Annotated in this window: 11 protein-coding genes; 2 read left to right on the top strand and 9 right to left on the bottom strand. The window is 70.1% G+C overall.

Annotated features, from left to right (window positions below; genetic code table 11):
- Positions 1-36: 36 nt before the first annotated feature.
- From V6S02_RS03835 to V6S02_RS03825, 3 genes are read right to left on the bottom strand one after another with little or no spacing between them, the layout of a single operon-like run.
- Positions 37-405 carry a hypothetical protein gene (locus V6S02_RS03835; RefSeq protein WP_336399919.1) on the bottom strand — a complete coding sequence of 123 codons (369 nt, stop codon included), beginning with the start codon at positions 403-405 and terminating at the stop codon, positions 37-39.
- Entirely contained in the window at positions 402-1,283 is an 882-nt protein-coding gene (truB, locus tag V6S02_RS03830) for a tRNA pseudouridine(55) synthase TruB (RefSeq protein WP_124292870.1), read from the bottom strand. Before truB ends, V6S02_RS03835 begins: the two co-directional genes overlap by 4 nt.
- Positions 1,283-1,969 carry a uridine kinase gene (locus tag V6S02_RS03825; protein WP_124292869.1) on the bottom strand — a complete coding sequence of 229 codons (687 nt, stop codon included), beginning with the start codon at positions 1,967-1,969 and terminating at the stop codon, positions 1,283-1,285. Before V6S02_RS03825 ends, truB begins: the two co-directional genes overlap by 1 nt.
- A gap of 60 nt (positions 1,970-2,029) precedes the next feature.
- Between V6S02_RS03825 and V6S02_RS03820 the strand changes: the two genes are divergently transcribed.
- On the top strand, positions 2,030-2,923 hold the full coding sequence (locus tag V6S02_RS03820) for an A/G-specific adenine glycosylase (protein WP_336399918.1): 894 nt from the start codon (positions 2,030-2,032) through the stop codon (positions 2,921-2,923).
- Here the strand turns inward: V6S02_RS03820 and rbfA are convergent.
- The 5 genes from rbfA to V6S02_RS03795 form a co-directional block, all read right to left on the bottom strand.
- Entirely contained in the window at positions 2,895-3,326 is a 432-nt protein-coding gene (gene rbfA / locus V6S02_RS03815; RefSeq protein ID WP_124292867.1) for a 30S ribosome-binding factor RbfA, read from the bottom strand. The two genes, V6S02_RS03820 and rbfA, sit on opposite strands and share 29 nt — an antisense overlap.
- 129 nt (positions 3,327-3,455) lie before the next feature.
- Positions 3,456-6,239, bottom strand: coding sequence for a translation initiation factor IF-2 (gene infB, locus V6S02_RS03810; protein WP_336399917.1), 2,784 nt, complete (start codon positions 6,237-6,239; stop codon positions 3,456-3,458).
- 56 nt (positions 6,240-6,295) lie between these two features.
- On the bottom strand, positions 6,296-6,553 hold the full coding sequence (locus V6S02_RS03805) for a YlxR family protein (protein WP_257021357.1): 258 nt from the start codon (positions 6,551-6,553) through the stop codon (positions 6,296-6,298).
- Between the two features lie 49 nt (positions 6,554-6,602).
- Entirely contained in the window at positions 6,603-7,592 is a 990-nt protein-coding gene (nusA, locus tag V6S02_RS03800) for a transcription termination factor NusA (protein WP_336399916.1), read from the bottom strand.
- Positions 7,593-7,685: 93 nt separating this feature from the next.
- Positions 7,686-9,515, bottom strand: a complete 1,830-nt coding sequence (locus V6S02_RS03795) for a lipase family protein (RefSeq protein WP_240638807.1) — start codon at positions 9,513-9,515, stop codon at positions 7,686-7,688.
- Positions 9,516-9,614: 99 nt separating this feature from the next.
- Between V6S02_RS03795 and V6S02_RS03790 the strand changes: the two genes are divergently transcribed.
- Complete coding sequence (locus V6S02_RS03790) at positions 9,615-11,117, top strand: alanine/glycine:cation symporter family protein (RefSeq protein WP_124292863.1); 1,503 nt, start codon at positions 9,615-9,617, stop codon at positions 11,115-11,117.
- A gap of 41 nt (positions 11,118-11,158) precedes the next feature.
- Here V6S02_RS03790 and V6S02_RS03785 read toward each other — a convergent pair whose 3' ends face one another.
- The gene (locus V6S02_RS03785) at positions 11,159-13,231 is read right to left on the bottom strand and encodes a PhoX family protein (protein ID WP_336399915.1); all 2,073 of its coding nucleotides are present in this window, start codon (positions 13,229-13,231) and stop codon (positions 11,159-11,161) included.
- Positions 13,232-13,355: the final 124 nt, after the last annotated feature.

Here is a 13,355-nt window from a genome sequence, read left to right as displayed (position 1 = left end):
GCGTACCCCATCCTACGTTCGCCGTCTCCCGGACGCTCAGGCGAGCTGAACGGTCCAGATCACCTGCATCCGCCACACCATGACGGCGACGGCGAGAGCTGCGACGCCCATGATCACCGTGCTCCACCGGCTGCGTTCCACCAGAGCCCACGCGACCCCCGCGGGCGGAAGGAGGGCCGCCGAGACGAGGTAGACCCAGAACTCCAGCAGGCTGCCGCTGGGCGGGTTGCCGGCGAAGGGTGCGATGATCGCGACGACGATCTGCACGATCAGCAGCACCTCGACCAGGGCCATCGCCCCGACGGTGAGGTCGCTCGGGCGGCGTCCGGCAAGACCCAGGATGACGCCGAGCAGCCCCGCCGCCACGGCGACGGCGACCTGGATCAGAGTGAACCACAGGATCATCCCGCGACCTCCTCGGGCATGTTGACGACGCTCTTGATGTCATCTCCTCGGCGCTCGACGATCCCCACGAGGGCGCCGTCGGGGTCGATCGCCGCTGCCCGGGGGCCGGGAAGGGCCGAGGCGATCCCGGCCAGCCGCTTGCCGTGACGCAGGTCTCGGGCTTGCGCGGCGGTGACGCCGAGAGCGCCGAGCACCGCCGCAGCGGCCTCTGCAGGAGGCCACGGTGAGGCCTCTACCAGGTCATCGATGCCGACGGCGTCGGCGATGTGGAAGGGACCGATGCGGGTGCGGCGCAGTGCCGTGAGGTGCCCACCCACGCCCAGGGCCGCACCGAGGTCGCGGGCGAGGGAGCGGATGTAGGTGCCGCTGGAGCAGTCCACCGTCACATCGAGATCGATCACGGTGCCGGTGCGGCGCTCGTCGGTGACCTCGAGACGGGTCACCGTCACCTCCCGCGCCGCCAGCTGCACCTCGTGCCCGGCTCGGGCCAGGTCGTAGGCCCGCCGCCCGTCGACCTTGATGGCGGAATAGGTGCTCGGGATCTGGGAGATCGTGCCTCGGAGCGTCGCGAGGTGCGACTCGACCGCGTCGGCGGTCACCCCTGAGGCATCCGCCACCTGCGTGATCTGACCGTCGGCGTCGTCGGTCGTGGTCGTCTGCCCGAGCCGGATCGTCGCTTCGTACGTCTTGTCGAGCCCGACCACGAAGGTGAGCAGGCGCGTGGCGGCGTCGACCCCCAGCACGAGCAGTCCCGTCGCCAGGGGATCGAGCGTCCCGGCATGGCCGATCTTGCGCGTTCCCCGCGCGCGTCGCGCACGGGCGACGACGTCGTGGCTGGTGATGCCGCTGGGCTTGTCGACCAGGAGGATGCCCGCCATCAGCAGGAATCCGCCCAGACACGTCGGGGATGCCCGGGATCGGTGTTGTCGACGATCGCCGAGGCCTCGGCGCGCGGATCGGCGTCCTGCAGGTACAGCTCCTGCCCCTCGCGGTAGCGGGCATTCGAAGGCGCCCACGGATCGGGATCGGTGCCGTCCCGCTCGGAGACTCGGGCAGCGGCGACGTCGATCGGCACATCGAGCCACACCGACCAGTGCCAGATGCCTCGAAGCTCGGGGCGCAGGAGGAACACCCCGTCGACGATGAGCACGGCGTCGCGCGGCGCCGTGACCCACTCGGCCTCGAGCGGTGCGTCACGGCGGTGGTCGAACGCCGCCAGCTGGAATCCTGTCGCGCCGCCCGTCTGCGCGCCGTCACGGAACGGCTCGATGAGCACCCGCCGGAAGGTGGCGTAGTCGAAGGAGTCGCGGTAGAAGCCCTCCGGCGACGTGCGTCCGCGGGCGTATCGCTCGCTGCGGGGACGGTGGAAGCCGTCGATCGAGGCCCGGAAGACCGCGGAGCCGTCCTCGGCGAAGACGGTGGCGAGGTGGTCGGCGAACATGGTCTTGCCGGCACCGTCGATGCCGTCGACGGCGAGGATGATGCGCCCCGCACGATAATGCTGACGCACCTCATCGCGAAGCGACCGCCACAGTGTGGTGGCCGGTGTGACGGGCAATTGCATGCCTCTCAGCCTACGACCGCGCGGCCTGCGCACCGCGCGGGACTGTCTAGGCTGATCGCCATGCCCGACCTCGCCACGCCGCTGATCGCGTGGTACAGCGACAACGCGCGCGACCTGCCGTGGCGACGCCCCGGCTTCCCGGCCTGGGGCACGCTGGTGTCGGAGTTCATGCTCCAGCAGACGCCGGTGAACCGCGTCATCCCGCATCTGGAAGCATGGCTCGCGCGCTGGCCCGCCCCGGTGGACCTCGCTGCCGATCCTCCCGCAGAGGCGGTGCGGCAGTGGGCGAATCTCGGGTACCCGCGGCGGGCGCTCTGGCTGCATCGCGCTGCCACCGAGATCCGCGACCGGCATGGCGGGGTCGTCCCGCACGACGTCGACGCGCTCCTCGCGCTGACCGGGATCGGGGACTACACCGCGCGCGCGGTGGCGGTGTTCGCGTACGGTCGGCGGCACCCGGTGGTGGACACCAACACGCGTCGGGTGCTGGCCCGGGCCGTGGAGGGGCGTTCGCAGCCGGGAGCGCCTGCGCGCCGTGATCTCTCGGCGATGGAGGCGATCCTCCCGCCCGATGACGGAGCGGCCGGGATCGTCAACGCCGCGGCTATGGAGCTCGGCGCGACGGTGTGCACTGCGCGGACTCCCCGGTGCGCGGCCTGCCCGCTGTCGGCGATGTGCGCGTGGCGGGCGGCGGGGTACCCCGACACGGGTGATGCGCGTCGCCGCCAGGCGCGCTACGAGGGCAGCGACCGGCAGGCGCGGGGAGCGGTGCTCAGGGAGCTGAGGGATGCCGCCCACGACCTCCCTCAGGAGTCGGTGCTCGCGGGCTGGCCCGACGCTCTGCAGCGCGACCGCGCGATCGACTCGCTCGTGTCGGATGGCCTCGTCGAGGCCTCCGAGGGCGTGCTGCGTCTCCCGGGCTGGGTCAGTCCTCGTCCTCGTCGCGGGGCTTGACGTACGGGTCGGCATCGCCGGCGTAGGTCGCGGAGGACGCGAGCCCCGCGACCGCCTGATCGCGCTCGCGCGCCTGACGGAGGAGATCTTCGATGTGACCGGCGTTCTCGGGGAGGGCGTCGGGGATGAACTCCAACGTCGGAGTGAGACGCACGCCCAGGCCCCGGCCGACTTCGCTGCGCAGCATGCCGGTTGCCCGACGCAGGGCCTCACCCGAAGCCAGACGCGCCTCCTCGTCGCCGAGGACGGTGTAGAAGACCGAGGCGTGCTGGAGATCGCCGGTCACCTTCACATCGGTGATGGTGACGAATCCCAACCGCGGATCGCGCAGACCCTTCTCCAGACGCTCGGCGATCAGCACCTTGATGCGGTCCGCCAGTCGAGCCTGTCGTTCCCCAGCCATTCCGTTCCTCTTTCTCTTCCCACGCCCCCACGATGATCGTGGGAGCGAAGGCGAGGGATGCCTTGTCGACAGTCGGGGCCTCAGGGGTTCCCGGTGTCGACGAGGCATCCCTCGCCGCAGTCTCGCGGATCAGCCGCGCGGCTTCTCCACCATCTCCGTGGTCTCGATCTCGTCGCCGATCTGGATGTCGTTGTACTTGCCCAGTCCGATACCGGCCTCGAAGTCCGTGCGGACCTCGGTGACGTCGTCCTTGAACCGGCGCAGCGACTCGATCGCCAGGCCGTCGGCGATCACGACGCCGTCGCGGATGACCCGCGCCTTGGCGTTGCGCGTGATCGTGCCCGAGCGGACGATCACACCGGCGATGTTGCCGAACTTCGAGGAGCGGAACACCTCGCGGATCTCGGCCACACCCGACTGGACCTCTTCGTACTCCGGCTTGAGCATGCCCTTCAGCGACTGCTCGACGTCGTCGATGGCGTTGTAGATGACCGAGTAGAACCGCACGTCCACACCCTCACGCGCAGCGCGCTCGCGCGCCTTGGTGTCGGGACGGACGTTGAAGCCGATCACGATCGCGTTGTCGATCGTGGCCAGGTTGATGTCCGACTCGGTGATCGCGCCGACACCGCGGTGGATGATGCGCAGCTGGACGCTGTCGTCGACCTCGATCTTCAGCAGCGACTCTTCCAGCGCCTCGACGGCACCGGAGACGTCACCCTTGATGATGAGGTTGAGCGACTCGACCTTGCCCTCTTCCAGAGCACGGGTGAAGTCCTCGAGCGAGATGCGCTTGCGGGCCTTGGCCAGGGCGGCGTTACGCTCCGCAGCTTCACGCTTCTCGGCGATCTGACGGGCGGTCCGGTCTTCCTCGGTGACGATGAAGACGTCGCCGGCACGGGGCACGGAGTTGAGTCCCTGAACCTGAACGGGTCGCGAGGGGTACGCCTCCTCGACCGGCTCACCGTTCTCGTCGATCATCGCGCGGACACGGCCGTAGGCGGTGCCCGCCACGATCGCGTCGCCGACCCGGAGGGTTCCGGACTGGATCAGCACCGTCGCAACCGAACCGCGGCCCTTGTCGAGCTTGGCTTCGATGGCGACACCGCGGGCGGCCTTGTTGGGGTTGGCCGTGAGGTCCAGCCCCGCATCGGCGGTCAGCAGCACCGCGTCCAGGAGGTCCTGGATGCCGATGTTGTTGCGCGCCGACACGTCGACGAACATCACGTCGCCGCCGTACTCCTCGGCCACCAGACCGTACTCGGTGAGCTGCTGACGGACCTTGGCCGGGTTCGCCTCGGGCTTGTCGATCTTGTTCACCGCGACCACGATCGGCACGTTCGCCGCCTGCGCGTGGTTCAGCGCCTCGACCGTCTGCGGCATGATGCCGTCGTCGGCGGCGACCACGAGGATCGCGAGGTCGGTCACCTGCGCACCACGGGCACGCATGGCGGTGAACGCCTCGTGACCCGGCGTGTCGATGAAGGTGACCGCGCGCTCGATGCCGTCGTGCTCGGTCCACACCTGATAGGCACCGATGTGCTGGGTGATGCCACCGGCCTCACCGGCGACCACGTTGGTCTGACGGATGGCGTCGAGCAGTCGCGTCTTACCGTGGTCGACGTGACCCATGACGGTCACGACCGGGGGACGGATCTCCAGGTCCTCTTCGCTCTCGGCCTCGAGTTCTGCATCGAGGTCGAGACCGAAGCCCTCCAGGAGCTCCTTGTCCTCGTCCTCGGGCGAGACCATCTGGATCTTGTAGCCCAGCTCCTCGCCGAGCACCTCGAAGGTGGCTTCGTCGAGAGACTCGGTGGCCGTGGCCATCTCGCCGAGGTTGAACAGGATCGTCACGAGCGTTCCGGGCTGGACGGTGTAACCGCGCAGGGCCTCGAGCTTGTCCGCGAAGTCGGCGATCGATGCGCCGCGGCGCAGGCGGATGATCTCGCCGTTGCCCTTCTGGACGTTGATGCCGCCGACGACCGGCGCCGACCGCATCTCGAATTCCTGCCGCTTCGCCCGACGCGACTTGCGCTGCTTGGACTTCCCGCCGCCCTTGCCGAAGGCGCCGGCGGTGCCACCACCGGGGCCACGACCGCGACCACCGCCGCCACCGGGCCGACCGGCGAATCCGCCGCCGGCCGGAGCACCGGGACGGAACCCGCCGCCGCCGGCACCGCCGGGACGACCGGCGCCGCCGGGACGCTGCTGGAAGGGCGCACCGGGACGGCCGCCGCCACCCGGACGACCGGCACCACCGGGGCGCGGCGCACCGGGGCGCGGCGCACCCGGACGCGGAGCCTGCGGCCGCGGAATGTTACCGGGCGTCGGGCGCTGACCCATCCCCTGCTGCGAGGAGAAGGGGTTGTTGCCCGGACGCGGGCCGGCGGGCCGTTGCCCCATCCCCTGCTGCGAGGAGAAGGGGTTGTTGCCCGGACGCGGAGCACCCGGACGCGGGGCGCTGCCGCCCGGCCGAGGCGCGGGCGGGGTCGGTGCCGCCGGGGAAGGCGCGGGAGCGGAAGGGGCCGAAGCTTCCGGCGCGGCAGCGGCGGGACGCTCGGCCGCGGGGGCCGGGGCGCCGGGGGCCGCAGGGCGCGGCGACGACTGCGGAGCAGCCGGGGCCGCGGGCGCCGGAGCGGCGGGCGCGGGAGCTGACGGCTTGGCCGAGGTCGCGGGACGTGCGGGGCCGGGGCGGCCCGCCGGGCGGGCGGGCGCGGTCTTGGTGTCGCCGGCCGCGGGGGTCGGGGCACCGTCCGCCTGCAGAGCAGCGCGGAGCTTGCGAGCCACGGGGGGCTCGATGGTCGACGAGGGGCTCTTGACGAACTCGCCGAGTTCCTTCAGCTTGGCCAGAGCGACCTTGCTGTCGACGCCGAGTTCGGAAGCGATCTCGTGCACGCGTGGTTTGGCAGCCACAAATTCTCCTGTCTGGGCCCACCCAGACAGGGCAGGCCGTTAGTCGCGGACGGGTCTCATTTCGAGCCGTTCACTTTTTTTCCATAGCCGTTCAGCCGTTTCTCGAGGGCTTTCGTGTCAGGCGCACCTGACACCCGCAATGCGCGAATGAATGCGCGGCGCCGCACCGCGGCATCCACGCACTCCTGTGTGTCGTGAACCCACGCGCCCCGCCCCGGCATCGACGCGCGCTCATCGAAGACGAGAACGGAATCGACCGCCACCACTCTCAAAAGGGTGGCCCGGGGAGCACGCGCGCGGCATCCGACGCACATTCGTACGGGTTCCATGGTACACCTCGCCGGGCCTCGGCCCGGTGCGGGATCAGCCCTCTTCCAGGATCGAGTCCGGCTGGATGTCGATCTTCGCACCCGTCAGCTTCGCCGCGAGACGCGCGTTCTGCCCCTCCTTGCCGATGGCCAGCGACAGCTGGTAGTCGGGAACGAGCGCGCGGACGGCCTTGCTGTTGGAATCGAGGATGAAGCTGGAGGTCACCTTCGCCGGAGAGAGGGCGTTCGCGACGAACTTCGCCAGTTCGCCGTCCCAATCGACGATGTCGATCTTCTCCCCGCCGAGTTCCTCGGTGACGGCCCGCACACGTCGACCGAGTTCGCCGATGCAGGCGCCCTTGGCGTTGACCGTCGGGTCGATGGCCTTGACCGCGATCTTCGTGCGGTGTCCCGCCTCCCGCGCGAGGGAGACGATCTCGACCAGTCCGTCGGCGATCTCGGGCACCTCGAGGGCGAAGAGCTTGCGGACCAGACCCGGGTGCGTCCGCGACACCGTGATGGAGGGGCCCTTCGTGCCCTTCGACACCGAGGTGACGTAGACGCGAAGACGCGCGCCGTGGGCGTAGTCCTCGCCGGGAACCTGCTCTTCGGGAGGGAGGATCGCCTCGACGGTGCCGAGGTCGACGTGGACCATGCGCGGATTCGGCCCCTGCTGCACGATGCCCGCGACGATGTCGCCCTCCTTGCCGCGGAATTCACCCAGCACCGCATCATCGGCGATGTCGCGCAGGCGCTGGCTGATGACCTGCTTCGCGGCGAAGGCCGCGATGCGGCCGAAGTCGTCGGGAGTGGTCTCCTCCTCGCCGATGACGGCGCCCTCATCGTCGGTGAGCGGAAGGTAGATCGCCACGTGACCGGTCTTGCGGTCGATCTGCGCGCGAGCGCCCAGCGGCAGCTCGCCGGTGGCCGAGGAGTGCTTGGCGTAGGCGGTCAGAATCGCCTGCTCGATGATGCGCAGGAGCTCGTCGAAGGGAATCTCCTTCTCCCGCTCGATGGTGCGCAGCAATCCGAGATCGATGTCCACGATGCCCTCTCCTCTATTCAGCTCTCTCCGGCATCCAGCCGCTCCGGAATCCTTCCTACGGTACCCGATGGGCCGCCCGCGGGTGTCGGCCGGTCATCGCGCGCAGTCGTCGCGATCGAGCTCGCGCAGCTGGAACCGCTCATCGCTCCACCGCACGAGGACCGGCAGGAACCGCGAGCCGGGCAGCAGGATCTGCAGGTGCTCGTAGTCGTCGTACACCAGTGTGCGCATGCGGTTGTCGGCGGCGCAGGAACGGGCGACGAAGTCTTCCTGGAGGGAGGGGGGGATCACCTCGTCGGCGCTCCCCCACGCCAGGAGCACCGGCACCTCCCACGGGCCGGATGCGGCATTGGCCTCGAGGCGCTCGCCGAGCGGACCCTCCGTGAGGTCGCTGGCGTACAGCGGGTTGTCGGCGGAGACCCCGAGAGCGGTGGCGACCGAGACGACCACCCCGGGCTCGCTCGGGCAGCGCTGCGTCATCTCGCGGACGATGGGGGCGGCGCCGGGGGCGAGGTACCGCGACAGTTCGACGTCGTCGTAGGTGTCGGAGTAGGGCACGAGGACCCACGAGATGAGGATCGCCAGAAGGGCGTTCGGCTCGCCGGAGATGAGCTCTTCGGCCAGCTCGGCCGGCTCCGCCGCCGGGGCGAGCGCCGCCACGCCCAGGACGTCGACGTCGGGGGCGTAGTCGTCGGCGATCTGAGCCGCCCAGAGAGCCGCGTGGCCGCCCTGGGAATGCCCCCAGGCCATCGTCCGCTTGGACAGGATCAGCCCGTCGATCTCGCGCGCAGCGAGAACCGCGTCCAGCGACGACCTCGCCTCCCCGGTGCCGATGAGGTACGGGAAGACGCCGGGGGCGCCCTGCCCGGAGTAATCGGTGGAGACCACCACCCAGCCTTTCGCCAGGGCGTCCTCCAGAGCCGGGATCGCCCACCGCGTGGCGGCGTCGTCGCGGAGGCTGGGTGCGCACCCGCGCGCGACGCCGGTCGTGCCGTGATGCCACATCACGACCGGTCGGGCACCCCGCGGCGGGTCCACCGGCGAGATGACGAGGCCGCTCGCGACGGCCGGCTGCCCCGCGGCATCCCTCGTGGTGTACAGGATTCGCGTGACCTCCCCGCCTGCGGGGGCACGACCGGAGTAGTCGTCCGCACGGATCAGCCGCCCGTGTTCGTAGGGGACGACCTCGGGTGGGGTGTAGAACGCGTCGACGACGGGCGCGCCGTCCTGCAGCCACTCATTCACCCACCATCCGCCGGCGCTCACCGCCACCAGAAGCACAGAGAGGGCGTACCGACCGACCGCCTGCCACCCGCGCAGCCGTCGCGACTCCCGCGCCGAGCCGTCGGCGGACGCGCGCGCCCGGGAGGACAGCGCCGCCTGGCGGACGACCCGCACGAGCTGGGTCGCCCCGAAGACGATGGTGCGGACACCGAAGACCACGGCGACGACGAGGACGGTGACGTCGGGCCACGTGACGGAGAGGATGGCGAAGACGATCTGGCTCGCACCCCACGTCGCTGAGAGCACACGCTCGCTCGCGCGGCCGCGCATCACGGCGTCGGCGAGGGACGTCAGGCCCCCCACGAACAGCAGCACGGCGATCGCCGCAGGAAGGATCTGCAGGGCGCCGCGAAGGCCGAGAAGGATGCCGAGCCCGAGCGCCACCCAGACGATCGCCAGCACGCGCGACAGCCACCGCGGTTCCCGCGGGCGGACGACCTCGGCGATGCCGGTGGCGACGGCGCTGAGCGCGATGTAGATCGCCAGGAGCACGAGGGAGGTGAGCGGCCGCGTGACGACGAGGAGGCCCAGCAGCAGGGCACCCGCCCCGACCACCACCGACACCCACGGCGGCGCGTGGGTGGCGAAGTGCGCGAGCGTTCGCCACCGGACGCGGCGCGGGTTCGGGTGTGCGCTCACCCGGGCCAGCCTATTCGCCTCCCGTGGGAGGAGCCGCGCACATCGGCGGCGGAGCGTACGTGGTCGCACGAGCACCACCTCGCCCGCCATACTTTGCGAATGGATGACGTCAACGCCTGGCTCCTCACCTGGGGCGACAACCTGTGGACCTGGGTCGTCCTGCCCGTCGTGGTGCTGCTCGGGCTCTACTTCACGCTCCGGTCGGGGGTGGTGCAGTTCCGCCTCATCCCCGAGATGTTCCGCACTCTCACCGATCGCACGCCTCGCACCGAGAGCGGCGCCCCGCAGTCGGTGTCTGCTTTCCAGGCGTTCACGATCTCGGCCGCCTCGCGCGTGGGAGTGGGCAACATCGCCGGCGTCGGCACTGCGATCGCGGTCGGTGGACCGGGTGCGGTGTTCTGGATGTGGCTCATGGCGTTCGTGGGCGGAGCGTCGAGCTTCATCGAGTCCTCGCTCGCGCAGCTGTTCAAGGTGCGCGACAAGGACGGGTTCCGCGGCGGGCCCGCCTACTACATGGAGCGCGGCCTCAAGGCGCGATGGCTGGGCATCTGGTTCGCGGTCATCCTCATCGTCTGCTTCCCCTTCGCCTTCAGCTCCCTGCAGGCCAACACCATCTCCGCCACCCTCGTCGCCACCCTCGGTGACGGCTCCCCCGGTTGGCTTCCCTGGCTCGTCGGCGGCGTGGTCGCGGTGCTGACCGGACTGGTGGTGTTCGGCGGCGTCCGCCGAATCGCCTCGGTGACCCAGCTTCTCGTGCCCATCATGGCGCTGACCTACCTCCTGCTCGGCCTGATCGTCGTGGCGGTCAACATCGAGCGGGTGCCGGAGGTGTTCGCGCAGATCTTCACTCAGGCCTTCGGATTCAACGAGGTCGTCGGCGCCGCCTTCGGCTACATCGTGCTGACCGGGGTGAAGCGGGGCATGTTCTCCAACGAGGCGGGCCTCGGGTCGGCCCCCAACGCCGGCGCGAGCGCCGCGGTGACGCACCCCGTCAAGCAGGGACTCGTGCAGACCCTGGGCGTGTACTTCGACACCTTCCTGGTGTGCTCGATCACGGCGTTCATCATCCTCGTGTCCGTCCCCGATCTCGCCGGCGCCCAGCGCGGCATCGATCTCACGCAGGGCGCGCTGGTGTCCACCCTGGGCTCCTGGTCGAGCGTGGTGCTGAGCGTGGTCATCTTCCTGCTGGCGTTCTCGTCGATCCTCGGCAACTACTACTACGGCGAATCGAACATCGAGTTCATCAATCCGGCGCCGTGGCTGCTCGCCTGCTATCGCACCCTCGTCGTCGTCGCCGTCCTGGTGGGATCGGTCGTCGGGGCGGATCTCGTGTGGAACTTCGCCGACGGTGTCATGGGTCTCATGGCCCTCACCAACCTCATCGCCATCGGCCTCCTGTCAGGCATCGCCTTCAAACTCCTGAAGGACTACACCCGGCAGCGCCGGGAAGGCCGTGACCCCGTCTTCACCCGCGACCGCCTCCCCGAGATCACCGGCATCTCGGTATGGGAGGACGAGCTCTCCGTCACAGGTCCCGTGGACCTGCCCACTCGGGAGCGCCAAAGCAGGAAGCATCGCGACCACCTGCATGCCCGTTCCTGAACGCGGGCGCAGTCGACAGGGGCCGATCGCGAGCTCGAGCGTCAGGCGTGCGTGACCTGCACCACCGACGGACGCGGTGCGTCGGGGACATCTCCCGGCGCGGTCGAACCGTAGTCGGGGAACCGCGAGTTCGGCGCATCGAAGGTGCCGTCCTCGCCGGGGTGCTGCACCGCCACGAACACCATGCCCTCATCGTCGCGGATCACCGGGCCGCACGTCTCGGCGTCGCGCGGCACGGAGAGGAACTGCTGGACGCGACCGCGCTCGGGGCCTTCCAGGGGGACCTTGAAGAGGCCGTCGTTGCGGCCGATCGTGCTCGGCGCCCCATCCGTGGAGATCCAGAGGTTGCCCTCGGAGTCGAAGGCGAGGTTGTCGGGACAGGAGATCGGCGAGACCTGATCCTTCGGGTAGCCGGCGAAGTAGGCGGGGGCGAAGGTGGTCGGATCGCCGCAGACGATCAGGATGCTCCAGCCGAACGTGGTCCCCGCCTGACCACCCGTCTCGGTCAGCTCGATGACGTGTCCGAAGCGGTTGCCGGTGAGGGGGTTCGCCTCGTCGACGGGCGCGGCCGGGCCGCCGCGCTGGGAGTTGTTCGTCAGTGCGACGTAGACCTTGCCCGTCTTCGGATTCGGCTCGACGTCCTCGGGCCGATCCATCTTCGTCGCCCCGACGCGGTCCGCTGCGAGCCGCGTGTACACGAGGACCTCGTCGATGCTCATTCCCGGGACCGCGCTCTGCCCGTTCCGGGTGAGCGGGATCCACTCCCCTGTGCCGTCGAACGCGCCGTCGGCGGGCGCGGCGCCGGACCCGTCGATCTCGGTGGCCGGCGAATCGCCCCGGAAACGGGCCACGTACAGATCCCCATCCGAGAGCAGCTGACGGTTCTTCCGGCGGGACGCCGTCATCCGATTGCGGGAGACGTACTTGTAGAGGTAGTCGTTCCGCTCGTCGTCGCCCATGTACGCCACGACCCGCTTGTCGGGGGCGAGGATCACGTTCGCGCCCTCGTGCTTGAACCGCCCCATCGCGGTGTGCTTGACGGGCGTGGATCGCGGGTCGTCCGGATCGATCTCGACGATCCAGCCGAACCGGTTCGGTTCGTTGACATAGCCGGGATCGTTGGCATTGAACCGCGGGTCGTAGGTCTCCCAGCCGGTGGAGGTCGACGTGCTGGCGCTCGCCTGGTAACGACGCTGCTCGGCGGTGCTCGCGTTCCACGCGAAGTAGCCGTTGAAGTTCTCCTCGCCCGAGAGCACCGTGCCCCACGGTGTCGTTCCGCCCGCGCAGTTGCCGAGCGTCCCGCGGACCCATCGCCCCTCCGCGTCGCCGGCGGTCTTCAGCAGGGGCGATCCGGCGGCGGGGCCCGTCAGTTCGAACACCGTCTCGACGGTGATGCGACGGTTGCGGCGGCCGTCCACCCGGTATCCCCAGGGCTCGCCGGCACGGCGCCGCTCGAGCTCGACGACCGACATCCCCTGGGCCGCCTTGTAGATGTCGCCGCGACGGCGCAGCTCTGCCGGATCGGTCGACGGCGGGAACATGATGGTGGGGTTGACGTACTCGTGGTTGCACACGAGCACGCCCCGACGGCGGTTCGGTTCGGCGATGATGTCGAGGTAGTCGCAGTTGTAGCCGAACTGGCCGGCTTGCGCCTCAGGGGTCTGGGCGTGGATGTCGAAGACAGGTGCCGACGAGAACAGGGGGTCGCCCCACCGGATGACGGGTCGCCAGCCGTAGCCGTCCGGCACCGTGAACGCGTCGACGGAGGCGTCGACGGGCGCGATGGGTGTGAAGGGCAGTCCGCCGCGATCGGCGCGGGCGAAGGACGCGCCGGGGAGCGCCCCAGCGCTCTGTCCTGCGGCGGACGGCGCGGAGACGGGTGCGTCGCGAAGGCTGCTGACGGCGAGCGTGATCGCCGCCGCGGCACCGAGACCCAGGACCGCTCGGCGCGAGAGGGCCGCTGACGCGATGTCGCGGAAGTGGTCGTTGCTCGACGTGTTGCACTCGGGGCCCAGGCACGCGTTGGCGCACTTGAACTGACAGGTGACGGCGGAGCGCTTCCCCCGCGCATGGTCCGCCATGGGCAGCGTGCGGCGGTTCTCGATCAGTGACATCGCATCCTCCTCGGTGAGGGGACGAGCATCGCCCTGGGCGGCGAACCGCCCGCGTCGTGGAGATGAACGGCCGGGGACCAACCCGTGAGACTCTTTTCATGAAGCCCCGGCGCCGGCCGCTACG

Origin of the sequence: Microbacterium sp. CCNWLW134 (assembly GCF_037083565.1) — a bacterium.
Taxonomy (GTDB): Bacteria; Actinomycetota; Actinomycetes; order Actinomycetales; family Microbacteriaceae; genus Microbacterium.
The sequence above is the reverse complement of the archived record's forward strand: the minus strand, read 5'-3'. Positions and strand labels throughout refer to the sequence as shown.